Here is a 26,787-nt window from a genome sequence, read left to right on the forward strand (position 1 = left end):
CCGATCGGTCAGGCGACCGGGGCCTCGGTGGGAGGTTTGAGCACGGCGTGCGCGAGCGTGGCGCGCAGGTCAGCGTCCGGCACGGTGGTGATGAACGCTTCGCCGAGCTGCTTCAGCAGGATGAACTTGATGCTGCCCGCCTCGGCCTTCTTGTCGACCTTCATCAGTTCGATATAGCGGTCGGCACCGAGTTCCGGCGCCACCACGGGCAGGTTGGCGGCCTGCGTCAGCTCGCGGATGCGGGCGCGGGTTTCAGTGTCGATAAAGCCCAGCCGGTGCGACAGGTCGGCGGCCATCACCATGCCGCAGCCGACGGCCTCGCCGTGCAGCCAGGCGCCGTAGCCCATGCCGGCCTCGATCGCATGGCCGAAGGTGTGGCCGAAATTGAGGATGGCGCGCAGGCCGCCCTCGCGCTCGTCCTGGGCCACCACGCCGGTCTTGATCTCGCAGGAGCGCTGCACGGCGAGCGCCATCAGGTCCGGGTCGCAGGCATTCAGCGGCTTGATGTTGCGCTCGATCCAACCGAAGTACTCGGCATCGGCGATCGCGCCGTGCTTGATGACCTCGGCCATGCCGGCGGCCAGCTCGCGCGGGGGCAGCGTGCGCAGCGTGTCGATGTCGGCGATCACCGCGTTGGGCTGGTGGAACGCGCCGATCATGTTCTTGCCCAGCGGATGGTTGATGCCGGTCTTGCCGCCCACCGACGAATCCACCTGCGCCAGCAGCGTGGTCGGCATCTGGATGAAAGGCACGCCGCGCATGTAGCAGGCGGCGGCAAACCCGGTCATGTCGCCCACCACACCGCCGCCCAGCGCGACCAACGTGGTCTTGCGGTCGGCGCCGGCCTGCAGCAGCGCGTCGAAGATCCGGTTCAGCGTTTCCCAGTGCTTGAAGGCTTCGCCGTCGGGCAACGTCACGGTGCGCACGGTCTTGCCGAGCGCCTTCAGGCTGGCTTCCACCCGCACCGCGTACAGCGGCCCCACGGTTTCATTGGTGACGATGACGGCGTGCTGGCCGCGCACGTGCGGGCGCAGCAGTTCGGCGTTGTCCAGCAGGCCGGTACCGATATGGATGGGGTAGCTGCGCTCGCCCAGGTCGACTTCAAGCGTAATCATGGATTGGGGTCCTGCGCCGGCGGCTCCGACGTTTCCGGCGGCGCGGAGGCCGGCTGCGGGGGATCGATCGGGAAACCGGCCATTTCAAGTTGCATCAACACCATATTAGCAAGCTGCGCCACCGAGGGCTTGCCGGTTTCGATGATGAAGTCCGCGACCTCGCGGTAAAGCGGGTCGCGCTCGGCATAGAGCGCCTCGAGCTTGCCCTTGGGGTCCTCGGTCTGCAGCAGCGGGCGGTTGCGGTCGTGGCGGGTGCGCAGCCACAGGTCGTGCGGGCTGGCGCGCAGGTACACGACCGTGCCGCGGGCCTTCAGCACCTCGCGGTTCTCGGCGCGCAGCACGGCGCCGCCGCCGGTGGCCAGCACGATGCCCTGGCGCGCAGCCAGCTCGCGGATCATTGCGGCCTCGCGGTCGCGGAAGCCGGCTTCGCCCTCGACTTCGAAGATCACCGGGATGCGCACACCGCAGTGCGCTTCCAGTTCATGGTCGGAATCGAAAAACGGATAGTGCAGGCGCCGCGCCACCGTGCGGCCCACGGTGGTCTTGCCGGCGCCCATCAGGCCGACGAAAAAGAGGTTGGGTCGATCGGATTCCGGTCGCTCGGAGTCGGATCGATCGGCGTCGCGCCGATCCTGGGCCTGGCGCTGTGCCGCCGGGCCTGTCGCTGAGGCTGTCACTGGACTGTCGTTCGGGAGCGTGGCATGTGGGCCGTCCTCCCCGGTTGGGAACTGCATCATCTTCTTATGTTGTGGCGCGGCCGGCAAGTGGCGAATGCGGCATGGCCCACATGGCTGGCCCGTCCCAGGGCCGCCTCCGGGCCTCCCGCGACGCGCAAAAAAAGGCCGCATCCCTCGATGCGGCCTGCCAGTCTACTGTATCCGGCGCCTCCGGACGCCATGTCCCTACCTGAGCGACACGCTCTCGTTCAGGATGCGCGGGGTCAGGAACACCAGCAGCTCGGTGCGGTTGCGCACCTTGGCGTTGCTCTTGAACAGGTTGCCCAGCACCGGGATATCGCCCAGCAGCGGCACCTTGTCGGTGTCGTTGGACTCGGTCTGGGTGTAGATGCCGCCGATCACCACCGTGCCGCCGTTCTCCACCAGCACCTGGGTCTGCACGTGCTTGGTGTCGATGGCAAAGCCCGAGGTGGTCTGGATGCCCACGCTGTCCTTGTTCACGTCCACATCGAGCAGCACATTGCCTTCGGGCGTGATCTGCGGCGTCACTTCCAGCTTCAGGTTGGCCTTGCGGAACTGCACCGAGGTCGCGCCACTGGAGGTCGCCGCCTGGTACGGCAGCTCGGTACCCTGCTCGATCAGCGCCTTGATGTTGTTGGCCGTGACCACGCGCGGGCTGGAGATGATCTTGCCCTTGCCGTCCGCTTCCAGTGCCGACAGCTCCAGCGCCAGGAAACGCGTGGCGGCGCTGTTGAACAGGCTCACCGCGATATTGGCCGGGTTGGTGCCGTTGATGGCGCCTGCCGGCAGGCTCAGGAACGGGCCGTTGTCCGAGGTGGAGCCCGGCAGCACGTTGTTGTAGGTGTTGCCGACCTTGGCGTTGTTGTACTGCCCGGCAAAGCCCAGCTTCACGCCCAGGTTGCGGCTGAAGGTATCGGTGGCCTCGACGATACGCGCCTCGATGATCACCTGGCGCACCGGGATGTCGATCTTGCCGATGAAGTTCTGCACCTCCTCCAGCTTGGTGGCGATATCCGAGACGAAGAGCTGGTTGGTGCGCGCATCGGCCGTCAGCGAACCGCGCTTGGACAGCATGCGCGTGCTGGCGCCCGCCGCCCCTGCCACGCCAATGGGCGCCGCCGCAGCAGCACCGCCGCCCGCCCCCAGGCCCAGCAGCATCTTGCGCACGTCTTCGGCACGCTGGTAGTTGAGCTGGAACACCTGGCTGCGGATCGGCTCCAGGTCACTGATCTGCTGCTGCGACTCCAGCTCCAGCTTCTCCTTGGTCTGCAGCTCCGCCTTGGGCGCTACCCACAGCACATTGCCGTTGCGGCGCGAGGCCAGGCCCTTGGCATCCATCACGATCTGCAGCGCCTGGTCCCACGGCACGTCCTTCAGGCGCAACGTGATGTTGCCCTGCACGCTTTCGCTGGTGATGATGTTCAGGTTGGTGAAATCGGCGAACACCTGCAGCAGCGAGCGGATGTCGATGTTCTGGAAGTTCAGCGACAGGCGCTCGCCGCGGTAGCCCGGGCCACTGATCAGCTTGGTCGGGTCTTCCTTGACCGGGCGCACCTCTACCACGAACTGGGTATCGGTCTGGTACGAGCTGTATTCCCAGTTGCCGCGCGGCTCGATCGTCAGGCGCGCGTTGCCGTTGGCGTCCGAGGCATGCATGCCCTGCACCGGCGTGCCGAAGTCGCTGACGTCGAAGCGACGCCGCAGGTTGTCTGGCAGCGTGGTGCCGAGGAAATCGACCACGACGTTCTTGCCCTGCTGCGCGATATTGATGCCCGAATCGCGCGAGGACAGGTCCACCACCACGCGCCCGGCGCCATCGGCACCGCGGCGGAAGTCGACATTGCGCACCGACGGCCGCGCCGCAGCGGCTGCAGGCGTCGCCGCCGGCGCAAACGTGGGCGCGGCGTTCTTGAGCGCCGGCGCCACGTTATCCAGCGCCACCACGAAGTAGTTGCCGCGCTGGTCGGTGCGATAGGTGGCGTTGCGCGTGAGGTCGAGGATCACGCGGGTACGGTCGCCGATCTGCACCACGTTGGCGGACTTGACCAGCTTGCCGCCGTAGTCGTACTGCGCGCGCCGGTTGGCAAAGCCGGTATCGAAGAAATCGATCGCGAGCCGTGCCGGGTTCTGCGTGGTGAAATCCGCCGGCTTCTGCGCCAGCGGCCGTTCGAGCTCAATCGTGAACACGGTCTGCTCCCCGACCATGCTGACGTCAACCGCCTTGATCCGGTTGCTCTGTGCCAGCGCGGCCGGCGCGGCAATCACCAGCAACAGCGCCAGCGCCATCGTTGTCTTTGCGGCGCCCGCAAGCGCACGGTACCAGCGCGTAAGGGTCATGCCGCCACCTCCAGCTTCAGGCTGGTCATTTTCTCTTTCCACTCTGATACCCCCTCCCGGACCAATTCGCGCAGCACGATCTCCTGATCGGTGATGCGGACCACCCGGCCATAGCTCTGGCCGAGATACTGACCCACCTTGACATGGTGGATCTTGTTATCAACCCGCACGATGCCGAAGGTCTCCCCGTGCTTCATCATCATCCCGAGCATCTTGAAGTTCTCGAGCGGGTAGTCCTCCAGCGGCTCGCGGCGCCGCCCGGCTTCGGGCGAATCCGCCAGCGTCTTGTTCAGCTCGCCGATCTTGGCCTGCGCGAACGGCTCGGGCGCCTTGGCTGCGGCGTACTCGCGCGGCACATAGGGCCGGGCGTCGGGCAGCGGCTCGGGCGGCTTGGCGCGCGCGCTGCGGGTGGCATCCATCCACTGGCGCAAGGCGTCTTCATCGCTGGCGCCGCAGGCTCCCAGCAGGCCGACGGCCAGCGCCGCCGCCGCGAACGTGCGTGGCGCCGTGGTCCAGGCGAGGCTGCGGGTACGCGCGGTGCGGCTCATTTGGCACCTCCTGCCTTGGCTGCCGCAGCGGCTGCCGCGGCCTTGCGCTGCGCGGCCTGCTCGTCCGGGTCGAGCGCGCGGTAGGCCATCGCCACCGCCTCCATCGACATCCCGCCATCCTTGGTATTGGCCAGCTGCAGGTTCTGCATCGAGACGATCCGCGACAGTGCCGCCACGTCGGCATTGAACTGCGCCACCTCGTGGTAGCGCCCGGTCACGCGCAGGTTCACCGGGATCTCGGCGAAGTAGGGCTTGATCACCGCCCCCTGCGGCTTGAACAGCTCGAACTGCAGCCCGCGTGCGACGCCGGCGTGGTTGACGTCGGCCAGCAGTGCATCCATTTCGGCCTTGTTGGGCAGCTGCCGCTCCAGCAGCGCCACGCGCTGCTCCACCTGCTTCTTCTGCTCGCGCAGCGCGTCCAGGTTGGCCACCTGCGCCACCTTGGACTGGTACGCCTGCTTCAGGCTTTCCTGCTCCTGGCGCTGGCGGTCGAGTTCGTCGAACCTGGCGCTCCAGTAGAACTGCCAGCCCAGCAGCAGCACCACGGCCGCGGCCAGCACCGCGAACAGCACGCGCGGCGCGGCCGGCCACGTCTCCGGTTCGCTCAGGTTGAGCCCGCGGAACTGGCCGGTCAGGTCGGCCAGGTTGATTTCAGTATTGAGCGCCATGGTCAGGCCTTTCCGGCTGCGGGTGCGGGAACTGGGGCGGCTGCGGGTGCGGAGGCGCCCGGCACGGCCTTCTTGCCGTCGGCCGCCGCTTCCGGCGCGCGATACGTGAAGCGCATCGAGAACTCGAACAACCGGCGCTGCTCGCGCAGGTTGTTGGTCATGGTGACGGCCTTGGATTCGACCAGCTCGGCCTTGTCCAGCCAGGCCACCCCGCTCAGGTTGCGCAGCAGCTCGGAAATGCGCTCGTTGGACTGCGCCACGCCCGCGATGGTGAAGGCCTCGCCGGTCTGCTTCAGGCTGGTCAGGTAGACGCCTTCTGGCACCTGCCGCACCAGTTCCTCAAGCAGCTGCACCGGGCGGTTGCGCTCGGTCTGCAGGCTTTCAACGGCCTTCTGGCGCTGCAGCAGCGCGTCGATGTCCTTCTTCAGGCTGTTGACCTCGCGGATCTGCCCGTCCAGCTTGGCGTTCTCAGCGCTCAATACCTGGTTGAGCGCGACCACCGAAGCGATGCGCCCGTCGATATAGTAGCCACCCAGCAGCACCACGGCAGCGCCAGCCACTGCGGCGCCGGCCAGCATCGTATAGACCTTCTTGCGGCGTGCTGCCTTGCGGGCTTCGTGGTAAGGCAGCAGGTTGACCGAAGGCAGTGTGTTCGTAGACATCTGATGCCTCCGGTGCGTTATTGCAGGCCGCGCAGGGCCAGGCCGGCACTGACGATATACGCCGGCAGGTCGCGCTGCAGGTAGCGCTCGTTGACCTTGGCGTTGGTCGCCATGTTGGCGAACGGGTTCGCCAGCGTGGTGGTGATCTTGGTCTGGTGCTGGATCGCCGATTGCACGCCGAGCAGCGACGCATGCCCGCCCGAGAGCAGGATCTCGTCGACCCGGCCCAGGCTGGAACTGGCGATGAAGTTGCCGACCGCGGACTGCACTTCCATCGCCAGTGCATCCAGCGACGGCTTGAGCAACTGCGCGCGCCAGGCTTCAGGCAGCGTGTTCTTGCGTTTCTTGATCTCGGCCTTGAGCGCATCGAGGGTGAACATGCGCGCCGCACTCTGCGTGAGCTGGTCGCCGTAGCTGTTCAGCGGCTGCTCGTAGAGTTCTTTCCAGCCCTGGTAGAAGATTGCCTTGGAACGGCTGCCGCCCAGGTGGATCACCGCCACCACCGGCAGCGCGCGCGCATCGGCCTCGGGCATCTCGTGCGGCACGCCCAGCATCTGCACGATCGAGCGCTGCACCGCGTATTCCTCGACATCCATGACCTGGGGCTTGAGCCCGGCCATCTCGGCCGCGGTCACGCGCTCCTGCACGCGGTCACTGTTGGCCGCCGTGACGCGCACGCCGATCCCGCCCTCGGTCTCGCTGGGGCCGATCACGGCGAAGTCGAAGTTGACCGCCTGCGACGGCGGATAGAGCCGGTGCGCCTCGGATTCGACCTGGGAATACAGCTCGTCTTCGGACAGGTTGTCCGGCAGGCTGACCGTCTGTGACTCCGTCAACATGGATGGCACACCCAGCACCACGTCCTTCGAACGGATGCCGGCCTTGCCCAGCGCGCGTTTGAGCGCGATCCCGACGGCCTCGATATTGATGACGTTGCCATCGGCAACGGCGTTGCGGTCCAGCAGTTCGCTGGCGCATTTTTCCAGCCGGTAATCTTGCCTGCTGCCCCCTACGGACAGCTCGACTACCTTGACACTGGACGACCCGATATCCACACCGACCGTAGTCCGGCGTAGAAGCCCCGACAAAATGCCCCGACGCAAGGTGACCCCCTGACTTTTGAACTCGCCCCTGGCTTGAACGCTCTAATCGGGCGAGCCTTGTTTCTTGAATGAAACGTTTGCTCTTTTATGTTGGTCGATTCTCACAAAATCCAGCATCGGTGGCAATGTGCCGAACTGGCGCCGAGTTCTTTTTGAGAAGCCCCTCGCCAATCCGTTGCCAAAACCCCACGGTCGTCGGGTTCCCTTCCGTGCGCGCTTGTGCGCCCGCCCGTACGCCTTTAGCTGCATGCAACGTCGCCGTGCATGCCAGCATTCGCCACATTACATCTTGTAACAGCGCGATAGCGGCGCCCGCACCACTGTACGCCCGGACGGGCCTATGCCGGAAGATATAATCCCGGGCACCCCTGACTAGGTATTTCCCTTATGGCCACCGCACAACACAAGTCCCACCCCGCCCGCCGCTCGATCTGGGCGCGGCTCATGTTCGGGGCGGTCGGACTGGTTGTCGCCGGAGCCGTCGTGATCGCGCTGCTGCTTGGCTACGCGCTGCTGGTGGCTGCGCCCAACCTGCCATCGCTGGACACCATCACCGACTACCGGCCCAAGATCCCGCTGCGCATCTACACCGCGGACAATGTGCTGATCGGCGAATTCGGCGAAGAGCGGCGCAACTTCGTGCCCATCGCCGAGATTCCGGACGTGATGAAAAAGGCGGTCCTGGCGATCGAGGACGACCGCTTCTACGAGCACGGCGGCGTCGACTTCGTCGGCGTGCTGCGCGCCGGGCTGGCCAACCTGCGCGGCGGGCTGTCGCAGGGCGCCTCCACCATCACCATGCAGGTGGCGCGCAACTTCTTCCTGTCCAGCGAGAAGACCTACACGCGCAAGATCTACGAGATGCTGCTGGCGTACAAGATCGAGGCCAATCTGAGCAAGGACCAGATCCTCGAGCTGTACATGAACCAGATCTACCTGGGCCAGCGCGCCTATGGCTTCGACAGCGCCGCGCGCGTGTATTTCGGCAAGTCGGTGCGCGACGTGACGCCGGCCGAGGCCGCCATGCTGGCCGGCCTGCCCAAGGCGCCGTCGGCGTACAACCCGGTGGTCAACCCGCGCCGCGCCAAGGTGCGCCAGGAGTACATCCTGCAGCGCATGCGCGACCTGGGCTATATCACGCCCGACCAGTACGAGCAGGCGGTGCATGCCGAGCTGAAGGTGCGCACCGAGGGCAACGAGTTCTCCACCCACGCCGAGTACGTCGCCGAGATCGTGCGCCAGCTGATGTACGCGCAGTACCGCGAAGAAACCTACACGCGCGGCCTGACGGTCTACACCACGCTGACCAAGCCGGACCAGGACGCCGCCTATGAGTCCGTGCGCTCCGGCATCATGAACTACGAGCGCAAGCACGGCTACCGCGGCCCCGAAGCCTTTATCGACCTGCCCTCTGACCCGGCCGAGCGCGAGCAGGCCATCGACGATGCGCTGGTCGAGCACCCCGGCAGCGGCGACCTGCGCTCGGCCGTGGTCACCAGCGTGTCGGCCAGGCAGGTGAAGGCGACGCTGCTATCCGGCGAAGTGGCAACCATCGAAGGCCCGGCGCTGCGCTTTATCTCGCCGTCGCTGTCGTCCAACGCGCAACCCAAGATGAAGATGCGCCCCGGCGCGGTCATCCGCGTGACCCAGGACGAGAAACGCGACTGGTCGGTGACCCAGCTGCCGGAAGTGGCCGCGGCGTTCGTGTCGATCAACCCGCAGGACGGCGAGATCCGTTCGATGGTGGGCGGCTTCGACTTCAACCGCAACAAGTTCAATCACGTGACCCAGGCCTGGCGCCAGCCGGGTTCCAGCTTCAAGCCGTTCATCTACTCGGCCGCGCTGGAAAAGGGCTTCTCGCCGGCCACGGTGATCAACGACGCGCCGCTGACGATCGGCCCCGATACCGGCGGCCAGGTGTGGGAACCGAAGAACTATGACGGCCGCTTCGAGGGCCCGATGACCATGCGCCGCGCGCTGGCCAAGTCCAAGAACCTGGTCTCGGTGCGGATCCTGCGCGCGATCGGCACGCAGTACGCGCAGGACTACATCACGCGCTTCGGCTTCGAGGCGGACAAGCACCCGGCCTACCTGCCGATGGCGCTGGGTTCGGGCGCCGTGACGCCGCTGCAGATGGCGGGCGCGTACTCGGTGTTCGCCAACGGCGGCTACCGCGTCAACCCGTACCTGATCCAGAAGGTGGTGGACGCGCGCGGCAACGTGATCTCCGAAACCCAGCCGCAGCGCGCCGGCAGCGACGCGGTGCGGGTGCTGGACGCACGCACCGCCTTTATCGCCGACACCATGCTGCGCGACGTGGTGCGCATGGGCACCGCCAACAGCGCCAAGCAGCGCCTGGGCCGCAACGACCTGGCGGGCAAGACCGGCACCACCAACGACGCGGTCGATGCCTGGTTCGCCGGCTACACGCCCAACCTGGTGGCGATCGCCTGGATGGGCTACGACCAGCCCAAGAGCCTGGGCGTGCGCGAAACCGGTGGCGGCCTGGCCCTGCCGATCTGGGTGGGCTACATGAGCAAGGCGCTCAAGGGCGTGCCGGAGTCGCCCGAGCGCCCTGCGCCGGAAGGCGTGCTGATGGTGGGCGGCGACTGGACCTTCGAAGAGAACGCCGGCGGCGCCGGCGTGGCTTCGGTGGGCCTGGGCGATCCGTGGCCGGGCAAGCAGGAGGAATCGGCCACCGCGCCGGCCGACACCGAGGCCGAGAAGAAGAAGATCCTGGAGATGTTCGGCGGCGCCTGATCACGGCCGCCAGACAGCAGAAAGCCGGCCACGAGGCCGGCTTTTCTTTTGCCCGCGAGGCAGGCTTTGCGTCAGCCCAGCGTGAGGGCCGCGCCGGCCTGCTCGCTGACGTAGCCCGACAGCGCCGCGTACAGCTCGCCGCCGTTGCGGGTGTCGATCCAGCGCTCGCCGTCGCGGCGGAAGTGGAAGCCGCCGGCGCGCGCGGCCACCCACAGCTCCTGCATCGGCGCCTGGCTGTTGATGATGATCTTGGTGCCGTTCTCGAACTCCAGCTCCATCACGTTGCCGGTACGGCTGATCTCAATATCGGCGTCGGCCGCGTCGGCGGCCGCCTCGACCGTGGCTTCGATGCGGTCCAGCTCCTGCGTGGCCAGGGCCAGGAACTCGCTTTCGCTCAAGGGGGGCATGCTAAACTCCGAGACCGCCGTTGCCGCCGCTGCCCGGACCGGGCGTACGTGGCGCGAACGGCTTTTTTGTTAAGAATCCTTCGGATGCCCGGCCGTTGCGCGTCGGGCCATCCAACGCCTTGCCAACAGCCTAAAGGACGACCCGATGCTGCGTCGTGTTGCGATTGTATCGGCGTTTGCCGCCGCCCTTGCGATGCCCCTACTGGGCGGATGCGGCATCCGCGGGCCGCTGACCATGCCCAAAGTGCCACCCGAGCCGACCCCGCCGACCGTGACGGATCCGGGCCTGGGCCGCGCCGATGCCATGCCGGCCCCGCCCTCCACCCCTGCCCCCGCCACGCAACCGGCCTCGTCCCCTGCCGCCCCCACCACCCGATAACCATGACCGCATTTTTCCATCGCCAGGACGGCGCGCTTGCCGTCGAGCAGGTGCCGCTGGCGCGCATTGCCGCTGAATTCGGCACGCCGACCTATGTGTACTCGCGCGCGGCGCTGACCGCTGCCTACCAGGCCTACGCCGCCGCCTGCCAGGGCCGCAAGGCGCAGGTCCAGTACGCCATGAAGGCAAACTCCAACCTGGCGGTGCTGCAGGTGTTTGCCAAGCTCGGTGCCGGCTTCGACATCGTCTCGGGCGGCGAGCTCAAGCGCGTGCTGGCCGCCGGCGGCGACCCTCGCAAGGTGGTGTTCTCCGGCGTGGGCAAGAGCGCGGCGGAAATGGAACTGGCGCTGGCACACGACGTGCGCTGCTTCAATGTCGAGTCGATCCCCGAGCTGGACCGCCTGAACGAAGTGGCCGGCCGCATGGGCAAGCGTGCGCGCGTGTCGCTTCGCATCAATCCGGACGTTGATGCGAAGACGCACCCGTATATCTCCACCGGCCTGAAGGGCAACAAGTTCGGCATCGCCTTCGAGGACGTACTGCCGACCTACCGCGCCGCGGCCGCGCTGCCGCACCTGGAAGTGACCGGCATCGACTGCCATATCGGTTCGCAGATCACTGAGGTGGAGCCCTATCTTGAAGCGCTGGACAAGGTGCTGGACGTGGTCGAGGCGCTGGAGCGCGACGGCATCCGCCTGGAGCATATCGACGTTGGCGGCGGCCTGGGCATCACCTACACCGACGAAACCCCGCCGGACATCACCGGCTTTGCCACTACGCTGCTGGAACGCGTGGCCGCGCGCGGTCACGGCCACCGCGAGGTGCTGTTCGAGCCGGGCCGCTCGCTGGTGGGCAACGCCGGCGTGCTGCTGACGCAGGTGGAGTTCCTCAAGCCCGGCGCGGCCAAGAACTTCTGCATCGTCGATGCCGCCATGAACGACCTGGCACGCCCGGCGATGTACGAGGCCTACCACCGCATCGAGCCGGTGGTGCGGCGCGACGCGCAAGCGGTGACCTACGACATCGTCGGCCCGGTGTGCGAATCGGGCGACTGGCTGGGCCGCGACCGCGCGCTGGCGGTGCAGCCGGGCGACCTGCTGGCAGTGATGTCGGCCGGTGCCTACGGCTTCACCATGAGCTCCAACTACAACACCCGCCCGCGTGCCGCCGAAGTGATGGTCGATGGCGCCACGGTGCACCTGGTGCGCGAGCGCGAACTGGTCGAGGACCTGTTCCGCGACGAACGCCTGCTGCAGGACTGAATCCCAAAACGCCCGGCCCGCCTACGCGGCGGGCTGGCGCGCCCCCGCGGGCTTGCGCAGCCGCCACCACAGCCGCATCCCCAGCAGCACGAACACCACCGCGGCGTAGATCGACACTTCGCCAAAGTCGTTCTTGCCCGCCTTGTGCCACCAGTAGTGCAGGATGGCCAGCACGGCGATCGCATAGACCAGCTTGTGCAGCGCCTGCCAGCGCTTGCCGCCCAGCCAGCGCACCATGCCGTTAGTCGAAGTCAGCGCCAGCGGGATCATCAGCATGAAGGCAGTGAAACCGACCGTAATGAAGGGCCGCTTGTACACGTCCTTGATCATGTAGGCGAGGTCAAAACCGCGATCCACCCCGATCCACAGCAGGAAGTGCTGCAGGCCGTAGAAGAACGCAAACAGGCCCAGCATGCGCCGCAGCTTGATCAGCCAGTTCCAGCCAGTGAGGCGGCGCAGCGGGGTGATGGTCAGCGTCAGGCACAACATCACCAGCGTCCAGGTGCCGGTGGAGCGGGTCACGAATTCAAGCGGATTGGCGCCGAACTGTTCCGTGGCACCCAGGTACAGCAGCCGTACGAACGGCAGCAGCGCCAGCAGCCAGAGCGCAAGCTTGAGCGCGCGCACGCGCTGCGGCGACAACGTGGCCAGGCCGACCGGCTTGCGCGCCGCCACGGCGGCGGCGCTGGTGGATGAGGTAGCCATGTGTTCGCCTTGCATCAGAAGAACTTCTTCAGGTCCATGCCCTGGTACAGCGAGGCGACCTGCTGGCCGTAGCCATTGAACGGCAGGGTCTTGCGCTTGGGTGCGAACAACGCGCCAAAGCCGCTGCCGCGCTCCTCGCCGATGCGGCGCTCGGTGGCCTGGCTCCAGCGCGGATGGTCCACGTCCGGGTTCACGTTCGAATAGAAGCCGTACTCCTGTGGCGCGGCCAGGTTCCAGCTGGTGGGCGGCTGCTTGTCGACAAAGCGGATCTTCACGATCGACTTGGCGCTCTTGAAGCCATACTTCCACGGCACCACCATGCGCACCGGCGCGCCATTCTGGTTGGGCAGGGCCTCGCCATACAGGCCGAAGGTCAGCAGCGCCAGCGGGTGCATGGCCTCGTCCATGCGCAGGCCCTCGCTGTACGGCCAGTCGAGCACGCCGCTGCTGACGCCGGGCATCTGCTTCTTGTCGGCCAGCGTGATGAACTGGATGTACCTGGCACCAGGCTGCGGCTCGACGCGCCGGATCAGCTCGGCCAGCGGGTAGCCGACCCACGGGATCACCATCGACCAGCCCTCCACGCAGCGCAGGCGGTAGACGCGCTCTTCCATTGCCGCCAGCTTCATCAGCTCGTCCAGGTCATAGACCTTGGGCTTCTTCACCAGCCCTTCCACCGACACCTGCCACGGGCGCGGGCGCAGCGTGCCGGCGTTGCGCGCCGGGTCGGACTTGTCGGTGCCGAATTCGTAGAAGTTGTTGTAGGTGGTGACATCCTCGAAGGGCGTGCGCTTGTCGGTGATGATGTAGGCGTTGTTGGGTGTGGCGGCCAGCTTGTGGCCGTGCTGCCCCTGCGCCAGGGCCTGGCGCGCAAACCACGGCGCCAGCGTGCTCCCGGCGGCGCCGGCGGCGGCCAGCGCCAGCACGCGGCGGCGCGCTTCGAAGACGTGACGGGGCGTGATCTCGCTGGCGGCGATATCGCCGCCGCGCAGCCATTTGGGGGAAGGGATCAGCATGGTTTTCCTCGTTGCCTGGCCGTGCCGGCGCCGGTTGCGCCAACACGCTTGCAGAATTGGACTCTGGCCTTGGTCGGAGAGTGCGGGCCAGTCCTGACAGTTTTTTGTGCCTGCGTCGGAATGCCGCGGGTCATGAGGCGTCAGACGCACGCAATGTGCCGCCTGCACCTCGCGCCCGGCTATCCGCCCTGGTATTGCTGGTACACCACCTGCGCCAGCGTCAGCAGCCGCGCCCGTTCCAGCGGGCCCGCCAGCGCAAAGCCGAGGTCGCGGTCGATCCAGTAGAAGGCCATCATTGGGTCGCGGCCGGGGGCTGGCCGCCTGGTGCCCGCGCCTGGCATGCGCTCGACGCGGAAGCCCGTATCGGGCGTGCCCTGTGCCATGCGCCGCAGCTGCAGCGACAGGCGCGTACCGTCGTCCGCTTCATACATCAGGATGGCCGACGGGCCGCCCTCGGCCACGCCCAGCCGGCCGCCGATCAGGTGGAAGCCCTGCGCGCGCAGGTCCGGCACCTGCAGCGCCTTGCCCAGGCGCTTGGACAGCCATGCGATCAGGTGGGCCTCTTCCGTCGCCGCGACTTCCACCGGGTGGCGCATTTCCGGAGCGTAGACCGCGTGCGTGGCCAGCGCCTCGCGCGCAAAGCGCTCGCCGGGCGCCATCGCCACGGACACGCCGCCAAGGCGGCCATGGGCCAGCCAGCCGAGAACGCCGCCGACAGACAGCAGCGCCACCGACGCGCAGGTGGCCGCCAGCGCCATGGTCCAGCGCGGCCGCCGTAGTCGCGCGTTGTCGCGCCGGCCATCGCCATGCAGCCCGGGCGGCAAGGCCGCGAGCGGCACCGGTTCGTTCAATATCGGATCCAGCCCCCCGTGCAAGGCATCGGCCTGCCGGCGCCAGGCGGCAACCTGCGCCGCCGCGTCCGGGTGCTGCGCCAGGTACGCCTCCACGGCCGCACGGCGCGCGCCGGAAAGCTGGCCATCGGCGTAGGCGTGGAGATCGGCTTCGTGGATGGCGGACATCATTTCACCCGCTGCAGGGGCTTGCCGGAAGCCGCCGGCGCGGCAGCGGGCGCCTTGCCGTCGAGCAGCCGGCGCATCTGCTCGCGCGCCCGCGCCAGGCGCGACATGACCGTACCCTGCGGCACGTCGAGCACGCGCGCGGCCTCCGCATACGTCAGTTGCTCCAGGCTGACCAGCAGCAGCACCGCGCGCTGCGCCTCCGGCAGTTGCGCCAGCGCCTGCACCAGGTCGCGGCGCAGGCCGGGGTCGTCAGCGGGGGCGCTGACCTCGGGCAGCGTATCGGTGGTGACCACCAGTTCCTTCCTGCGCACGGTATTCAGGCGCAGGCGGTGCATCAGGGTCAGCAGCCACGGCAGCAGGCCATCGGCGCCGTCGCCCCACCAGGCGCCGGGGCGCAGGCGGAAGCGCCAGCGGTAGCGCAGCGCGCGCTCGAGCGTGTCCTGCACCAGGTCGTCGGCCAGCGCCGCGTCGCCGGTGAGGCCGCGCGCATGGCGCCGCAGCCGCGGCGCCAGCGCGACGAGCTGGCCGTCAAACCCTTCCATGCCGTGGCTGCGGTGGTGGCTGCTGAAGCGTCAGGGCTTGGCCACGTGCCAGACGTTGTTGAGGTTGTCGCCGGCGCGGTCGCCCGGCTTGGCGTCCTTGGCAAAGCGGTACAGCGGCATGCCGCGGTACGCCCACTGCTTGCCGCCGTCCTCGCGCGTGATGATGGTGTACTGTCCTGACGCATTGGTGCCAGGTGCTGCCATCAGCGGCGGCCAGTTGGTGGCGCACGGGCCGTTGCAGGCGCTCTTGCCGCTGCCGGCGGTGTCGCGGTCGAAGGTGTACAGCGTCAGGCCCTGCGGATCGGTCAGCACGCCACTGGTCACCTTCACCGTGGGCGGCATATTGCCGGCAGTGCCGCCCATACCGGCACAGCCGGCGAGCAGGACCGCCGCGCAGCCGAGCGCGAGCGCGGCGGGACGAACGAGGGATGCTGCAGCGTTACGACGCGGACTTGCCATGATCTTGTTCTCCATGCAAACCGGTGCCGCCAACCGGCACCGCTCCTCAAGTAAACACCGGATGTGATGCCTTTATTCCTTTGGCGTCCAAAAAAATTAAAAAAAGACGAAAAAAAACCTGCCCGGAGGCAGGTTTTTGCATTGCAGCATGAGGCCGCGTCACAGTTCGCCGTAGCTGTGCAGTCCCGACAGGAACATGTTGACGCCCAGGAACGCGAAGGTCGTCACCAGCAGGCCGACCAGCGCCCACCAGGCCGCCACCGTGCCACGCAGGCCCTTCATCAGCCGCATGTGCAGCCACGCCGCGTAGTTCAGCCAGACGATCAGCGCCCAAGTTTCCTTCGGGTCCCAGCTCCAGTAGCCGCCCCAGGCCTCGGCCGCCCACAGTGCGCCCAGGATGGTGGCAATGGTGAAGAAGGCAAAGCCGACCGCGATTGCCTTGTACATCACATCATCAAGCAGCTCCAGCGATGGCAGGCGCTCGGCCAGGATGCCGCGCTGCTTGAGCAGGTAGGCTACCGAGACCATTGCCGCCAGCGCAAAGGTGCCGTAGCCGATAAAGTTGGCCGGCACGTGGATCTTCATCCACCAGCTTTGCAGCGCCGGCACCAGCGGCTGGATCTCCTGCGCATTGCGGCTGACCGTGTACCACAGCAGGAAGCCCACCGCGGCCGACACCACCAGCATCACGAACGGGCCCAGCGCGCGCGTGGCGTAGCGGCCTTCGTAGTACAGGTAGAACAGCGAAGTGATCAGCGTGAACAGCACGAACACTTCATACAGGTTGGAAATGGGGATATGGCCGATGTCAGTGCCGATCAGGTAGGACTCATACCAGCGCACCAGCAGGCCGGTGAAGCCCAGCACCACCGCGCCCCAGCACAGCTTGCTGCCGATGCTGTAGCCCGTGTCCGAGCGCGTCGCCAGCCCGAGCCAGTAGAACAGCGTGGACAGGAATACCAGTGCGCTCATCCACAGGATGGCCGACTGGCTCGACAGGAAATACTTCAGGAAGAAGGCCTGGTCCGCGCGCGCCAGCTGCCCCTGGTAGAGCTGGATCGCGAACAGCGACAGCGCGGTGAGCGCCAGCATCAGCGGGCGCACCGCCTTCCAGTGCCAGCCGAGCAGCGCGAAGGTAGGCACGGCGCCGATCAGCACGGCCTTGTCGTAGCCGTCCATCCACTGCCCGTATTGCGACAGCGCCACGCCGGCGCCAACCGCCAGCGCCAGCGCAAAGAGCCAGTCCACCCAGGTCAGGCGGCGCAGGAAGGAAGGTTCGAGATAGGCCTCGTCAGCCGCGCCGGTGTCGGCGCGCGTGGTGCCGCGCATGGCGGGACCGGCCTGGTTCACATTTGAGGACATAGCGTACCTGCTCAATTCAGTGGGGAGTGCCGGCGGGCCCGGGCGCATCGCTGCGGCCCCCTGCGGCGCGGCCGATATCGTCGCGCAGCGCCGTGAATTCCTTTTCGAAATCCATCGTGCGGCGCTGAGTCGACATCGCCATCAGCACATGGCTGCCAGGCTCGGTGTCGCCCTCGGCGGGCTTGTCCTTCACCCAGATCCAGACCCGGCGCTCACGGATATAGAACATCGCGAACACGCCCAGCACCAGCAGCAGACAGCCAAGATACACGATGTTCTTGCCCGGCGCACGGGTCAACTGGAACACGCTGGCCTTGATCTCCTTGAAGTCGTCGAGCTGCAGGAACACCGGCGCGCCGTAGAAGAAACTGTCCGACAGCGCGTTGATGGCCTGCTGCAGGAAGGTGCCGCTCTGGGCGCTGTTGGCCACCACCGGCAGCTTGTCCTGGGCGCGCGCCAGCTGCCACAGCTCCCACATCGAGCCGTTCAGGATCTTCAGGAGCACGTCGGCCGCCTTCTGCTGCTCGGCCGGGGGCACGGATTTCTCCAGGAAGGCCGCGATCGCGGTGAAGCCGCCCGGGGGCGAATCCGGCGAGGGCCGCGTGGCGCCGGCGAACAGGTCGAGCGCACGCAGCGAGCTTTCCGCCAGCTGGCGGCGCAGGTCGGCCTTGTCATCGCCTGGCATCGACGCCAGCGCAAAGCGGCGCGCGGCCTCGCCGCGCAGCGCGCGGTCCTGCAGCGCGGCGCGCAGGCGCATCCAGTCGGCCACGCTGCCCTGGTCGTCGGCGGGGATGCGCAGATAGCGGAATTGTTCGCTGGGCGATTCGCGCATGCCGGCCAGGAACACCGACTGGCCGTCCATCTGCACCGGCACCATGTAGTTGTTGTACTCGCGCGCCTGGCCGGTGCGGTCGCGCAGCTTGTACTGCACCGACGGGCCGACGTTACGCAGCGTCTTGGCGCGGTCGGTGCTGGCGGCGGCGCCCAGGTGCTTCTCCAGCGTCTCGTTGAAGGACTTGCGCGCCACGCCGCGCGCGTCGGGCTTGCCCGAGGCATCGGTGACGTTCTCGATATTCATCAGCCGGAAGTCGCTGAACTCGACCGTCAGGCCTTCGCTGTCGGCGCTGGTGCCGGTGCCCGCCAGCGGCTTGTTGCCGCCCACCGCGCCATCGATGGTGAAGGTGGCGTGGCCGCTGCCCTGCATCGGGTAGCCGACGAACTTCAGGCGCGAGCCGCCGTCCTCGAAGCTGGACTGGTAGATGGCGATGCCGTCGACGATCAGCGGCTCGTTCACCTTGATGGTGGCCTCGGTCTGCTTGCCGGTGGCGCGGTCGGTCACGACCACATCCGAGGCAAACAGCTTGGGCATGCCGGTCTCGTAGAAATCGACTTTGAACTTTTTCAGCGTGATCGCGAACGGCAGGTCCTGCACCAGCGCCCCGTCGGCGATGTTCAGGATGGCGGTGGACACGGTCGAGCCCTCGGGCACGTAAGCGTTGCCGCGAAAGCCCGGGTTGCTCGCCGACAGCCGGTGCTGCGGCGGGATCTCGCTGATGACCGCGTTGCCGCTGATCGGGGACTTGCCGCCCACCCACATCTGCGCGCGGATCAGCAGGTCGCCATCCAGCAGGCCGCCAATACAGATCACCACGATAGCGGTGTGCGCCAGGATATAGCCGGCCTTGTTGGCCGCGCCGGCCTTGGCCGCCAGCAGCGTGGCGCCGTCATGCTCGACCGCCTTGAGGCGGTAGCCGCGGTTGCGCAGCAGCGCCGACAGGCGGCTCACCGCCTCGGTGCGCGGGCGCGCGCCGTCGAATTCGCCGCGGTGATGGAAGGCGCGCAGGCTGCGCTCGCGCACATGGTCCTTCCACGAGCGCATGTCCGCCACCATCTTGGGCGCGTTGCGGATCAGGCAGAGGCTGGTCGACACCACCAAAAAGGCCAGGATCAGCAGGAACCACCAGGACCCGTAGACCTTCTGCAGCGACAGCGTATGGAACACATCGGCCCAGAACGGCCCGAACTGGTTGACGTAGTTGGGATACGGCTCGTTCTGCTTGAGCACGGTGCCGATCACGCTGGCGATGGAGATCACCGTCAGCAGCGCGATCGCAAAGCGCATCGAGGACAACAATTCGACCGCGTCGCGCAGCACGCGGTGAGAGGTCTTCAGGTGCAGCCCTGAAGTGGAAGCGGTCGACATGTGCAGGGAAACCTAAAACAACGTGCGGCTTGGAAATGAAAAAAGGGCGGACATGCTTTGGCAAGCAGGCCACCCTTTTCGATTGTGACAGGCGCGTTCGGTTGCATGCCGCGGCACACCCGCCGGAACGGGGGCCGCCAGACCAACGCGCCGGCGCCTGGCGGGCGCCAGCGGAGTCGCGGAATCGTTATCGAACGCCGGCGACGTAATCCGCCACCGCCTTGATCTCGGCATCCGACATCTTGGCGGCGATGGTCGTCATGACCGGGTTGTTCTTGCGGGTGCCCTGGCGGAATGCCACCAGTTGTGCTTCGGTATAGTCCGCCCACTGGCCGCCGATGCGCGGGTACTGGGCGGGAATGCCGGCGGCAGTAGGACCGTGGCAGGCGGCGCAGGCGGGCACGCCCTTGGCAGCGATGCCGCCGCGGTAGATCTTCTGGCCGGCTTCGATGGTGTCCTTGTTCTTGGCGGTCGCCGGCTTGAGCGACTGCTTGGCCAGGTAGGCGCCGACGTTGCGCATTTCCTCGTCGGTCAGCACCGACGCCATCGGCACCATGATCGCGTTGTTGCGTGCCTTGGACTTGAAGTCGGCCAGCTGCTTGTGGACGTACTCGGGATGCTGGGCGGCCAGCTTCGGGTTGGCGGCGGCGGCGCTATTGCCGGCGGCGCCGTGGCAGCTCAGGCAGGCGGGCACATTGCGGTCGGGGGCACCTTGCGTGTACAGCGTTTCACCCTTGGCCGGGTCAGCCTTTGCGGCGGCCTGCTCTGCGGCAGATGCCATTCCGGAAAGGGCGGCGGCAGGAACGGCCAAAGCCAGGACACCCAGAATCTTCGCAATGCGGTTCATTCGCACACCTTCTCTGAATTGTTTTGGATACCGTGATGCGTGCCGGCCCGGCGCTTTGCAGGCGGTGAGGACGCGCCGGTGCAAAGGCTGGTATCGTGGCGACCCGCGCGCGGCTGACCGATCCGCAAAGCGCTGGCCGTGGCGGCAGACCCCGCCAGCCCGCTCCCGCCGCCGCCGCACCCTCCGGTGCAACACGCAATGCGGGGCAAGGGCCCTGCCCACGATGGAACGACACACTAGGCTTCCCGCCCGGACGACGGCAGCCAAGGCACGCGGCCATGGATGCCACGCGTCACCCGTTCAGGAGACCGTTAACCGGCGTATTGTACAATAAGTTATGTGCCGGATTGATGCCTTGCGCCTTGTCATGCCCCTTTCGGGCTGCGCCAGATCAACCCCGGCGGGCGGCCCAGGCCGCCAGCCATCCCACCCTGGCGAGACCCCGGCCCCGGCTTGCGCAATGCGCACAGCCTCCGCGGCCCGCCCCACCGCTCTAGCGCATGTCCCTTCTTCACCAGGCCCGCTTCTTCATCACCGTGAACCACCTGCGCGACCTGCCCGCCACGGCCGTGCCGGAGGTGGCGTTCGCCGGCCGCTCCAACGCCGGCAAGTCCACGGCCATCAACATCCTGTGCAACCAGAAGCGGCTGGCGTTCTCGTCGCGCACTCCCGGGCGCACGCAGCACATCAACTATTTCTCGGTGGCGCCGGTCAAGGCGCCCGACCCGCTCGCCTTCCTGGTCGACCTGCCCGGCTACGGCTATGCCGAGGTCTCGGGCACGGCCAAGTACCACTGGCAGGGGCTGCTGAGCGACTATGTGCAGACGCGCCAGCAACTGTCCGGCCTGATCCTGATGATGGACGCGCGCCGTCCGTTCACGGATCTCGATTGCCAGATGGTGGAGTGGTTCCTGCCGACGGGGCGCCCCATCCACGTGCTGCTGACCAAGGCCGACAAGCTCACCAACAGCGACAACGCCAAGGCGCTGCGCGAGACCCGCAAGATGCTGCAGGGCTACGCCGAGCAGATGGAAACGCCGGTGCCCATGACGGCACAGCTCTTCTCCAGCCTGAAGCGCCGCGGCATCGAAGAGGCGCAGGGCGTGATCGCCGGCTGGCTGAACCTGCCGGAAGCGCAGAAGGCCGAAGCCAAGTCCGCAGCGGAGACGAGCGAGCCGCCTGCTGCCGACCCGGCGGTGTAATCACCAGGTCAGCACACAAAAAAAAGCCCCGCTGCAAGCAACGGGGACAAACTTTCCCGCCGCAGGGGCGGGTACCCGCTCAGGGAGGAGTAGCGGGGGACACCGCGCCACGCAGGGCGCAACGCAAAGTGTCCGCGAGTATGATAGCGGGCACGCTCAAAAGTTTAGTTTTTCTTCGGCCAGCCGCCTTGGACCGCGCTTTGCCGCGCGCGCCGTGCTTGCCGGCCCGCTTTCCTGTCCAGCTCTACAGTCAAGAAGCCCGCCATGTCCACCTTCCCCGAATACCGCCCGCGCCGCATGCGCCGCGATGATTTCTCCCGCCGCATGATGCGCGAGCATCGCCTGTCTCCGGACAACCTGATCTACCCCGTCTTCATCCTCGACGGCCAGAACCAGCGCCAGGCGGTGGCGTCGATGCCGGGCGTCGAGCGCGTGTCGGTCGACCTGCTGATGCCGGTGGCCGAAGACTGCGTCAAGCTGGGCATCCCAGTGATCGCGCTGTTCCCGGTGATCGACCCGTCGCTGAAGACGCCGGACGGCATCGAGGCCACCAACCCCGAGGGCCTGGTGCCGCGTGCCGTGCGCGCGCTCAAGGACCGCTTCCCCGAGCTCGGCGTGCTCTGCGACGTGGCGCTCGACCCGTACACCAGCCACGGCCAGGACGGCGTGCTGGACGACAACGGCTACGTCATCAACGATGTGACCGTCGAGATCCTGGTGCGCCAGGCACTGGCACAGGCCGAAGCCGGTGTCGACATCGTGGCCCCATCCGACATGATGGATGGCCGCATCGGCGCGGTGCGCACGGCGCTGGAAGACAACGGCCATATCCATACGCGCATCATGGCGTACTCGGCCAAGTATGCGTCGGCGTTCTACGGCCCCTTCCGCGACGCGGTGGGCTCGGCCGCCAACCTGGGCAAGGGCAACAAGATGACCTACCAGATGGATCCGGCCAATACCGACGAAGCCCTGCGCGAAGTGGCGCAGGACATCCTGGAAGGCGCCGACATGGTGATGGTCAAGCCCGGCATGCCGTACCTGGACATCGTGCGCCGCGTGAAGGACGAATTCCGCTTCCCCACCTACGTCTACCAGGTCAGCGGCGAATACGCGATGCTCAAGGCCGCCGCGCAGAACGGCTGGCTGGACCACGACAAGGTGATGATGGAATCGCTGCTGGCCTTCCGCCGCGCCGGCGCCGACGGCATCCTGACCTATTTCGCGCGCGACGCCGCGCGGCTGCTGACGGCCTGAGCGGCCAACGGACAGAGCGCCTATGGAACTGCTAGGCTTCTCGGCCAGCCAGGTACACCCGCTCGCCTCGCTCACCGAGGCGGGCAACTTCCTCAACGGCAATGCCGCCGCGCTCTTCGTCTGGGCGGACTTTTCCACCGAGGAAGTCACCGCCGCGCCGGATGCCTGGCGCGAGAGCGTGCGCCAGCTTGCCGGCGCGCCGATCCTGGACCTGCACTTGACCGACGCCACCAATGCCGCGCATCCGTCGTATTTCGATACGACCAATGCGTACGACATGGTGATCTTCCGCAAGCTGACCTTCGAGACCAGCCGCGCCATCGCCGAGGCCGAGCCGCAGGATCCCGCGACCGGCACGGCGAAGCCGCCTGCTGCCGAGACTGCCGCCCGCCAGAAGCGCTATCCGCCCGGCTTCCTCCCGGCACTGGCCAGGATCGACACACAGCCGGTCACGTTCTTCATGTTCGACACGGTGCTGGTCACGGTGCGCTCGGGGCAGTCGCGCACGGTCGACCAAGTGCGCCAGCGCCTGCTGGAGCTGTGCCAGGCACCGCGCCCGCAGGCCACGCCCGTGCGCAACGGCCAGCCGCTGCTGCACGGCGTGCGCCCGCCCAGCCGGCCCGAGGACCTGATGCTGCGCCTGCTCAATGCGATGGTCGACCGCTACCTGGAACTGCGCGCGCCGCTGACGCGCCAGCTCGACCGCTGGCAGCGCGCGCTGCTGAACTCGCGCCGCAGCTTTTCAAGCTGGGAGGGACTGCTGGATGCCCGCATCCAGCTGCGCAAGCTGGAACACCTGAGCGAAGAGCAACGCGACGCGCTGCAGGAATTCCGTGACAGCCTGCTCGATAACCGCTACAGCAGCGACCAGCCCGGCGGCCCGGCCAATGCGCCGGGACGCGACGAGGTGCTGCTGGTGCGCATCAACGACGTGATGGAGCACATCCAGCGCGTGCTGGCGCACGCCAGGCGACTGGAGGATTCGATCGAGTCGGCGGTGCAGATTCACTTCTCGGCGGTGGCGCACCGGACCAACCGCACCATGCGCACGCTGACGCTGATCACGGCGCTGTTCATGCCCCTGACGCTGATCACCGGCGTCTTCGGCATGAACTTCGACCGCATGCCCTGGCTGCGCGAGCCGGACGGGTTCTGGTGGTCGATCGGCCTGATGGGCGCCGTGGCGCTGGGGCTGGCCGCACTGTGGGCGCTGGGGCGGCGGCTGGAGCGCTAGCAGCGCAGCGCCAGGTACGCCTCAGGTACTGGTACGCGTGCCAAAGGCCCGCTCCAGGCTTTCCAAGAAGCGGTTGGCCGACTGGTAGCCGATCACGCGCACCGGGCGCTCGCGCCCGTCGGCCCCGAACAGGATGATGCCCGGCGGCCCGAACAGGCCGAAGCGCTTGAGCAGCGCCTTGTCGTCGGCATTGTTGGCGGTCACGTCCGCCTGCAGCAGCACGATCTCCGACAGCCGCGCGCGCACGCGCGGATCGACGAAGGTTATGTGCTCCATTTCCTTGCAGCTGACGCACCAGTCGGCGTAGAAATCCAGCAGCACCGGCTTGCCTGCGGCCGCGGCCTGCGCCACGCGGGCATCGAGCTCGGCCACGCTGCGCACGCGCTCGAAGCGCACCGTCTGCGCGCCAGAAGAGGCTTCTGCGCCACCGCGTGCCACGCTCAGGTGCGACAGCGGCTGCAGCGGATCGCGCCCGCCCGAGGCCACGCCGATCAGCACGATCGCCGCTGCGATCGCAAACAGCACGCCCACGCCCTTGCCCACCCGCGCCAGGTTGCGCGGATCCGGGCCCAGGCCGTCAAAGGCGCCCAGGAACACCGCCGCCACCAGCAGCAGCACCGCCAGCGCCAGCATCGAGGCCCAGGCCGGCAGCACCGGCCCCAGCATCCACAGCGCCACGCCCAGCAGCAGGAAGCCGAAGAAGCGCTTGGTGACCTCCATCCAGCGCCCGGCCCGCGGCAGTAGGTTGCCCGCGCCGACGCCCACCAGCACCAGCGGCACGCCCATGCCGAGCGCCATGGCGAACAGCGCCGCGCCGCCGATCACGGCATCGCGGGATTGCGCGATATAGGCCAGCGCCCCGGCCAGCGGCGCGGTGACGCATGGCCCGACGATCAGCGCCGAGATCGCGCCCATCGCCGCCGCACCCGCCACCTGGCCGCCCTGACGGCGGTTCGACGATTCGGTCAGGCGGGTCTGCCAGCGCCGCGGCAGTTGCAGTTCGTACAGCCCGAACATCGAGAGCGCCAGCGCCACCATCAGCGCCGCGAACAGGCCCAGCACCCACGGTGTCTGCAGCGCGGCCGACAGGCCCTCGCCCAGCAGCCCGGCAGCCACGCCGACCGCTGTGTACACCACCGCCATGCCCAGCACGTAGGCCAGCGACACCAGCAGCGCACGGCCGCGCGTGACGTGCTCGCCCACCACGATGGATGACAGGATCGGCACCATCGGCAACACGCAGGGGGTGAACGTCAGCAGCAGGCCCAGGCCGAAGAACAGCGCCGCGATCAGGGCCAGGTTGCGGCTCGCCAGCGCACCGGCGATGCGGTCGCTGTCGTCGGCACGCAGCACCGCCGCCGCGCCGGGCGTGGCCGGCTCCGGTGCCAGCGCCGCCGCGGGCGCGTCCGAGCGCCCGCGCTTGCCGAACAGGTCGGCCAGCCCGCTGCTGCCGACCTTGTACACGCTCTCCATCGGCGGATAGCACAGGCCCTTGTCGGCGCAACCCTGCGAAGTGACCGTCAGCGACCACTTGCCGTCGGCCGGCGCCGCGTCCACCGGCACGCGGATGACCACGCTGTCGCGGTAGGTCTCCATCTCCTTGCCGAAGGTCTCGTCGAACTTGACCTTGCCGTGCGGATACACCGGCGCTCCCAGCTTTACGTCGGCGGGCTGCGCGGCAAAGGCGAAGCGCTCGCGGTACATGTAGTAGCCGGGCGCAACCTCGAAGCGCACCTCGACCGTCTTGTCGTCAAGCTGGCTCGCGGCGAAGCGGAAGGCCTGCTCCGGCGGCAGGAAGTCGTCTTCGGTGGCGGCATGCGCGCCGCCCGCCAGGCACACCCAGGCCAATGCCGCCAGCAGCGCTGCGGCAATATGCCGCGCCCAGTCCTGCCCGCGCGCGCGCTCCGGAAGTGCCAAACCGATGTTCATGTCGCTGTTTCCTGTCTGTCTTGAACCGGGGTTACCTGCGTACCTGCTGCTGCGCTGCGGGCGCCGTTGCCCCCTACTTTGCCGGCGCTGCGGCGGTCTCGGTCTCGCTGCGGACCCAGGCCAGGTACGGCGCGTAACCCGCCGTCACCGGCCAGGCAATGAGCTCCGGCACGTCGTAGGGGTGATGTTGCCGGATCACGGCCTCCAGCGCAGCGTAGCGTGCGCGCGTGGTCTTGATCAGCAACGGCCACTCCTGCGCGCGCTCCAGCTTGCCCTGCCACCAGTACTCGGACTCGACCGGCGCCAGGCGGTTCACGCAGGCGGCGGCGCGCGCCTGCAGCACTACCTGCGACAGGTGCGCCGCGGTCTCGGCATCGGGGGTATTGGTGATCACGACGATCACCTCGGCCGGATCGCCCGGGGCGCCGGCATCCGGCTGGCTGGCATGGCTTTGCATCGACATCTCCTTGCGGCAGGCACGGCAGCGGCCCAAAAAACAAAAGAGCCAGGCAGAAGCCTGGCTCGATTGTAAGCGGTGTGCCCGGACCCGTCGCCGCAGCGGCGGGCGGGAAACTACCTTATTCCGCGGCTTCTTCGGCCGGGGCTTCGGTGATTTCCGGACGATCCACCAGTTCGACCAGCGCCATCGGCGCATTGTCGCCCTGACGGAAACCGAACTTCAGGATGCGGGTGTAGCCGCCCGGACGGGTGGCGTAGCGCGGGCCCAGTTCGGTGAACAGCTTGGTGACCATGTCGCGGTCGCGCAGGCGGGCGAAAGCCAGGCGGCGGTTGGCAACGGTGTCCTTCTTGGCCAGCGTGATCAGCGGCTCGACAACCTTGCGCAGTTCCTTGGCCTTGGGCACGGTGGTCTTGATCAGCTCGTGCTGGAACAGCGAGTTGGACATGTTGCGCAGCATCGCGAGACGGTGCGACGAGGTGCGGTTCAGTTTCCGCAGACCATGACGGTGACGCATGATGATTCCTTTCAGTTAAGTGTTTGACCAGCTCTTCTATCGTCCGATGCGGCTGGACGCGGGCCGGTAGTCATACGAGCCCCGGCCGAAGCCAGGGCG

At 67.4% G+C, this 26,787-nt stretch carries 24 protein-coding genes; 5 read left to right on the forward strand and 19 right to left on the reverse strand.

Translation table 11 applies throughout. The features are described from left to right. Window positions 1-8: 8 nt before the first annotated feature. The 7 genes from aroB to pilM all read right to left on the reverse strand — a co-directional run bounded on the left by aroB (window position 9) and on the right by pilM (window position 7,116). Window positions 9-1,115, reverse strand: coding sequence for a 3-dehydroquinate synthase (gene aroB / locus AC3WL8_RS11040; RefSeq protein WP_492378271.1), 1,107 nt, complete (start codon window positions 1,113-1,115; stop codon window positions 9-11). Next, window positions 1,112-1,672, reverse strand: a complete 561-nt coding sequence (locus tag AC3WL8_RS11045; RefSeq protein ID WP_492378276.1) for a shikimate kinase — start codon at window positions 1,670-1,672, stop codon at window positions 1,112-1,114. The genes aroB and AC3WL8_RS11045 overlap by 4 nt, the downstream gene beginning before the upstream one ends. A gap of 345 nt (window positions 1,673-2,017) precedes the next feature. Next, window positions 2,018-4,150, reverse strand: coding sequence for a type IV pilus secretin PilQ (locus tag AC3WL8_RS11050; RefSeq protein WP_211980373.1), 2,133 nt, complete (start codon window positions 4,148-4,150; stop codon window positions 2,018-2,020). Continuing rightward, on the reverse strand, window positions 4,147-4,698 hold the full coding sequence (locus tag AC3WL8_RS11055) for a pilus assembly protein PilP (RefSeq protein ID WP_013958223.1): 552 nt from the start codon (window positions 4,696-4,698) through the stop codon (window positions 4,147-4,149). The genes AC3WL8_RS11050 and AC3WL8_RS11055 overlap by 4 nt, the downstream gene beginning before the upstream one ends. Beyond that, complete coding sequence (locus AC3WL8_RS11060) at window positions 4,695-5,366, reverse strand: type IV pilus inner membrane component PilO (protein WP_114132203.1); 672 nt, start codon at window positions 5,364-5,366, stop codon at window positions 4,695-4,697. Before AC3WL8_RS11060 ends, AC3WL8_RS11055 begins: the two co-directional genes overlap by 4 nt. A gap of 2 nt (window positions 5,367-5,368) precedes the next feature. Then, window positions 5,369-6,028: a PilN domain-containing protein gene (locus tag AC3WL8_RS11065; protein ID WP_013958225.1), complete on the reverse strand. Its 660-nt coding sequence runs from the start codon at window positions 6,026-6,028 to the stop codon at window positions 5,369-5,371. 17 nt (window positions 6,029-6,045) lie between these two features. Then, window positions 6,046-7,116 carry a type IV pilus assembly protein PilM gene (gene pilM, locus AC3WL8_RS11070; RefSeq protein WP_035820419.1) on the reverse strand — a complete coding sequence of 357 codons (1,071 nt, stop codon included), beginning with the start codon at window positions 7,114-7,116 and terminating at the stop codon, window positions 6,046-6,048. Window positions 7,117-7,518: 402 nt separating this feature from the next. Between pilM and AC3WL8_RS11075 the strand changes: the two genes are divergently transcribed. After that, a complete protein-coding gene (locus tag AC3WL8_RS11075; RefSeq protein WP_211980374.1) occupies window positions 7,519-9,891 on the forward strand; it encodes a penicillin-binding protein 1A in 2,373 nt (790 codons plus the stop codon). Between the two features lie 71 nt (window positions 9,892-9,962). Here AC3WL8_RS11075 and cyaY read toward each other — a convergent pair whose 3' ends face one another. Continuing rightward, window positions 9,963-10,298: an iron donor protein CyaY gene (gene cyaY / locus AC3WL8_RS11080; protein WP_010812358.1), complete on the reverse strand. Its 336-nt coding sequence runs from the start codon at window positions 10,296-10,298 to the stop codon at window positions 9,963-9,965. 381 nt (window positions 10,299-10,679) lie between these two features. Between cyaY and lysA the strand changes: the two genes are divergently transcribed. Continuing rightward, window positions 10,680-11,939, forward strand: a complete 1,260-nt coding sequence (gene lysA, locus AC3WL8_RS11085) for a diaminopimelate decarboxylase (protein ID WP_211980375.1) — start codon at window positions 10,680-10,682, stop codon at window positions 11,937-11,939. 21 nt (window positions 11,940-11,960) lie between these two features. On the opposite strand, the gene msrQ is transcribed toward lysA, so the two are convergent. The 8 genes from msrQ to AC3WL8_RS11125 form a co-directional block, all read right to left on the reverse strand. Then, on the reverse strand, window positions 11,961-12,659 hold the full coding sequence (msrQ, locus tag AC3WL8_RS11090) for a protein-methionine-sulfoxide reductase heme-binding subunit MsrQ (protein WP_013958229.1): 699 nt from the start codon (window positions 12,657-12,659) through the stop codon (window positions 11,961-11,963). Further along, complete coding sequence (gene msrP, locus AC3WL8_RS11095) at window positions 12,659-13,660, reverse strand: protein-methionine-sulfoxide reductase catalytic subunit MsrP (RefSeq protein ID WP_153955115.1); 1,002 nt, start codon at window positions 13,658-13,660, stop codon at window positions 12,659-12,661. Before msrP ends, msrQ begins: the two co-directional genes overlap by 1 nt. A 179-nt stretch (window positions 13,661-13,839) precedes the next feature. Then, a complete protein-coding gene (locus AC3WL8_RS11100; RefSeq protein ID WP_041228210.1) occupies window positions 13,840-14,682 on the reverse strand; it encodes an anti-sigma factor family protein in 843 nt (280 codons plus the stop codon). After that, window positions 14,679-15,221: an RNA polymerase sigma factor gene (locus AC3WL8_RS11105; RefSeq protein WP_013958232.1), complete on the reverse strand. Its 543-nt coding sequence runs from the start codon at window positions 15,219-15,221 to the stop codon at window positions 14,679-14,681. Before AC3WL8_RS11105 ends, AC3WL8_RS11100 begins: the two co-directional genes overlap by 4 nt. Before the next feature lie 30 nt (window positions 15,222-15,251). After that, window positions 15,252-15,680, reverse strand: coding sequence for a COG4315 family predicted lipoprotein (locus AC3WL8_RS11110; RefSeq protein WP_013958233.1), 429 nt, complete (start codon window positions 15,678-15,680; stop codon window positions 15,252-15,254). A gap of 159 nt (window positions 15,681-15,839) precedes the next feature. Beyond that, entirely contained in the window at window positions 15,840-17,009 is a 1,170-nt protein-coding gene (gene ccsB, locus AC3WL8_RS11115; protein WP_153955135.1) for a c-type cytochrome biogenesis protein CcsB, read from the reverse strand. A 49-nt stretch (window positions 17,010-17,058) separates the two neighbouring features. Then, window positions 17,059-19,245 (reverse strand): cytochrome c biogenesis protein ResB, encoded by a 2,187-nt coding sequence (locus tag AC3WL8_RS11120; protein ID WP_492378272.1) that lies wholly within the window; start codon window positions 19,243-19,245, stop codon window positions 17,059-17,061. Window positions 19,246-19,432: 187 nt separating this feature from the next. Continuing rightward, window positions 19,433-20,092, reverse strand: coding sequence for a c-type cytochrome (locus AC3WL8_RS11125; protein WP_010812367.1), 660 nt, complete (start codon window positions 20,090-20,092; stop codon window positions 19,433-19,435). 500 nt (window positions 20,093-20,592) lie between these two features. Here AC3WL8_RS11125 and yihA point away from each other — a divergent pair, with 500 nt between their 5' ends. The 3 genes from yihA (at window position 20,593) to AC3WL8_RS11140 (ending at window position 23,785) form a co-directional block, all read left to right on the forward strand. Further along, window positions 20,593-21,294, forward strand: coding sequence for a ribosome biogenesis GTP-binding protein YihA/YsxC (gene yihA, locus AC3WL8_RS11130; protein WP_013958236.1), 702 nt, complete (start codon window positions 20,593-20,595; stop codon window positions 21,292-21,294). 264 nt (window positions 21,295-21,558) lie between these two features. Continuing rightward, a complete protein-coding gene (gene hemB / locus AC3WL8_RS11135; RefSeq protein WP_010812369.1) occupies window positions 21,559-22,551 on the forward strand; it encodes a porphobilinogen synthase in 993 nt (330 codons plus the stop codon). Between the two features lie 22 nt (window positions 22,552-22,573). Continuing rightward, window positions 22,574-23,785: a magnesium transporter CorA family protein gene (locus AC3WL8_RS11140; RefSeq protein ID WP_013958237.1), complete on the forward strand. Its 1,212-nt coding sequence runs from the start codon at window positions 22,574-22,576 to the stop codon at window positions 23,783-23,785. A 21-nt stretch (window positions 23,786-23,806) separates the two neighbouring features. Here AC3WL8_RS11140 and dsbD read toward each other — a convergent pair whose 3' ends face one another. The 3 genes from dsbD to rplQ form a co-directional block, all read right to left on the reverse strand. Beyond that, window positions 23,807-25,714 (reverse strand): protein-disulfide reductase DsbD, encoded by a 1,908-nt coding sequence (gene dsbD / locus AC3WL8_RS11145; RefSeq protein WP_211980377.1) that lies wholly within the window; start codon window positions 25,712-25,714, stop codon window positions 23,807-23,809. Window positions 25,715-25,787: 73 nt separating this feature from the next. Continuing rightward, window positions 25,788-26,171 (reverse strand): divalent-cation tolerance protein CutA, encoded by a 384-nt coding sequence (gene cutA / locus AC3WL8_RS11150; protein WP_013958239.1) that lies wholly within the window; start codon window positions 26,169-26,171, stop codon window positions 25,788-25,790. Window positions 26,172-26,292: 121 nt separating this feature from the next. After that, complete coding sequence (gene rplQ, locus AC3WL8_RS11155; protein WP_010812373.1) at window positions 26,293-26,688, reverse strand: 50S ribosomal protein L17; 396 nt, start codon at window positions 26,686-26,688, stop codon at window positions 26,293-26,295. Between the last annotated feature and the right edge of the window lie 99 nt (window positions 26,689-26,787).

This window comes from Cupriavidus sp. FW305-F7, from assembly GCF_058782875.1.

Excerpts from the sequence above, each read along its gene's own strand:
- AC3WL8_RS11100 (WP_041228210.1), bottom strand. The coding sequence starts at position 14,682 with ATGATGTCCGCCATCCACGAAGCCGATCTCCACGCCTACGCCGATGGC.
- AC3WL8_RS11065 (WP_013958225.1), bottom strand. The coding sequence starts at position 6,028 with ATGTCTACGAACACACTGCCTTCGGTCAACCTGCTGCCTTACCACGAA.
- hemB (WP_010812369.1), top strand. The coding sequence starts at position 21,559 with ATGTCCACCTTCCCCGAATACCGCCCGCGCCGCATGCGCCGCGATGAT.
- AC3WL8_RS11120 (WP_492378272.1), bottom strand. The coding sequence starts at position 19,245 with ATGTCGACCGCTTCCACTTCAGGGCTGCACCTGAAGACCTCTCACCGC.
- cyaY (WP_010812358.1), bottom strand. The coding sequence starts at position 10,298 with ATGCCCCCCTTGAGCGAAAGCGAGTTCCTGGCCCTGGCCACGCAGGAG.
- AC3WL8_RS11110 (WP_013958233.1), bottom strand. The coding sequence starts at position 15,680 with ATGGCAAGTCCGCGTCGTAACGCTGCAGCATCCCTCGTTCGTCCCGCC.
- yihA (WP_013958236.1), top strand. The coding sequence starts at position 20,593 with ATGTCCCTTCTTCACCAGGCCCGCTTCTTCATCACCGTGAACCACCTG.
- AC3WL8_RS11140 (WP_013958237.1), top strand. The coding sequence starts at position 22,574 with ATGGAACTGCTAGGCTTCTCGGCCAGCCAGGTACACCCGCTCGCCTCG.
- AC3WL8_RS11050 (WP_211980373.1), bottom strand. The coding sequence starts at position 4,150 with ATGACCCTTACGCGCTGGTACCGTGCGCTTGCGGGCGCCGCAAAGACA.
- AC3WL8_RS11055 (WP_013958223.1), bottom strand. The coding sequence starts at position 4,698 with ATGAGCCGCACCGCGCGTACCCGCAGCCTCGCCTGGACCACGGCGCCA.
- rplQ (WP_010812373.1), bottom strand. The coding sequence starts at position 26,688 with ATGCGTCACCGTCATGGTCTGCGGAAACTGAACCGCACCTCGTCGCAC.
- ccsB (WP_153955135.1), bottom strand. The coding sequence starts at position 17,009 with ATGCGCGGCACCACGCGCGCCGACACCGGCGCGGCTGACGAGGCCTAT.
- dsbD (WP_211980377.1), bottom strand. The coding sequence starts at position 25,714 with ATGAACATCGGTTTGGCACTTCCGGAGCGCGCGCGCGGGCAGGACTGG.
- msrQ (WP_013958229.1), bottom strand. The coding sequence starts at position 12,659 with ATGCAAGGCGAACACATGGCTACCTCATCCACCAGCGCCGCCGCCGTG.
- AC3WL8_RS11125 (WP_010812367.1), bottom strand. The coding sequence starts at position 20,092 with ATGAACCGCATTGCGAAGATTCTGGGTGTCCTGGCTTTGGCCGTTCCT.
- cutA (WP_013958239.1), bottom strand. The coding sequence starts at position 26,171 with ATGCAAAGCCATGCCAGCCAGCCGGATGCCGGCGCCCCGGGCGATCCG.
- AC3WL8_RS11060 (WP_114132203.1), bottom strand. The coding sequence starts at position 5,366 with ATGGCGCTCAATACTGAAATCAACCTGGCCGACCTGACCGGCCAGTTC.
- lysA (WP_211980375.1), top strand. The coding sequence starts at position 10,680 with ATGACCGCATTTTTCCATCGCCAGGACGGCGCGCTTGCCGTCGAGCAG.
- AC3WL8_RS11075 (WP_211980374.1), top strand. The coding sequence starts at position 7,519 with ATGGCCACCGCACAACACAAGTCCCACCCCGCCCGCCGCTCGATCTGG.
- aroB (WP_492378271.1), bottom strand. The coding sequence starts at position 1,115 with ATGATTACGCTTGAAGTCGACCTGGGCGAGCGCAGCTACCCCATCCAT.
- AC3WL8_RS11045 (WP_492378276.1), bottom strand. The coding sequence starts at position 1,672 with ATGGGCGCCGGCAAGACCACCGTGGGCCGCACGGTGGCGCGGCGCCTG.
- msrP (WP_153955115.1), bottom strand. The coding sequence starts at position 13,660 with ATGCTGATCCCTTCCCCCAAATGGCTGCGCGGCGGCGATATCGCCGCC.
- AC3WL8_RS11105 (WP_013958232.1), bottom strand. The coding sequence starts at position 15,221 with ATGGAAGGGTTTGACGGCCAGCTCGTCGCGCTGGCGCCGCGGCTGCGG.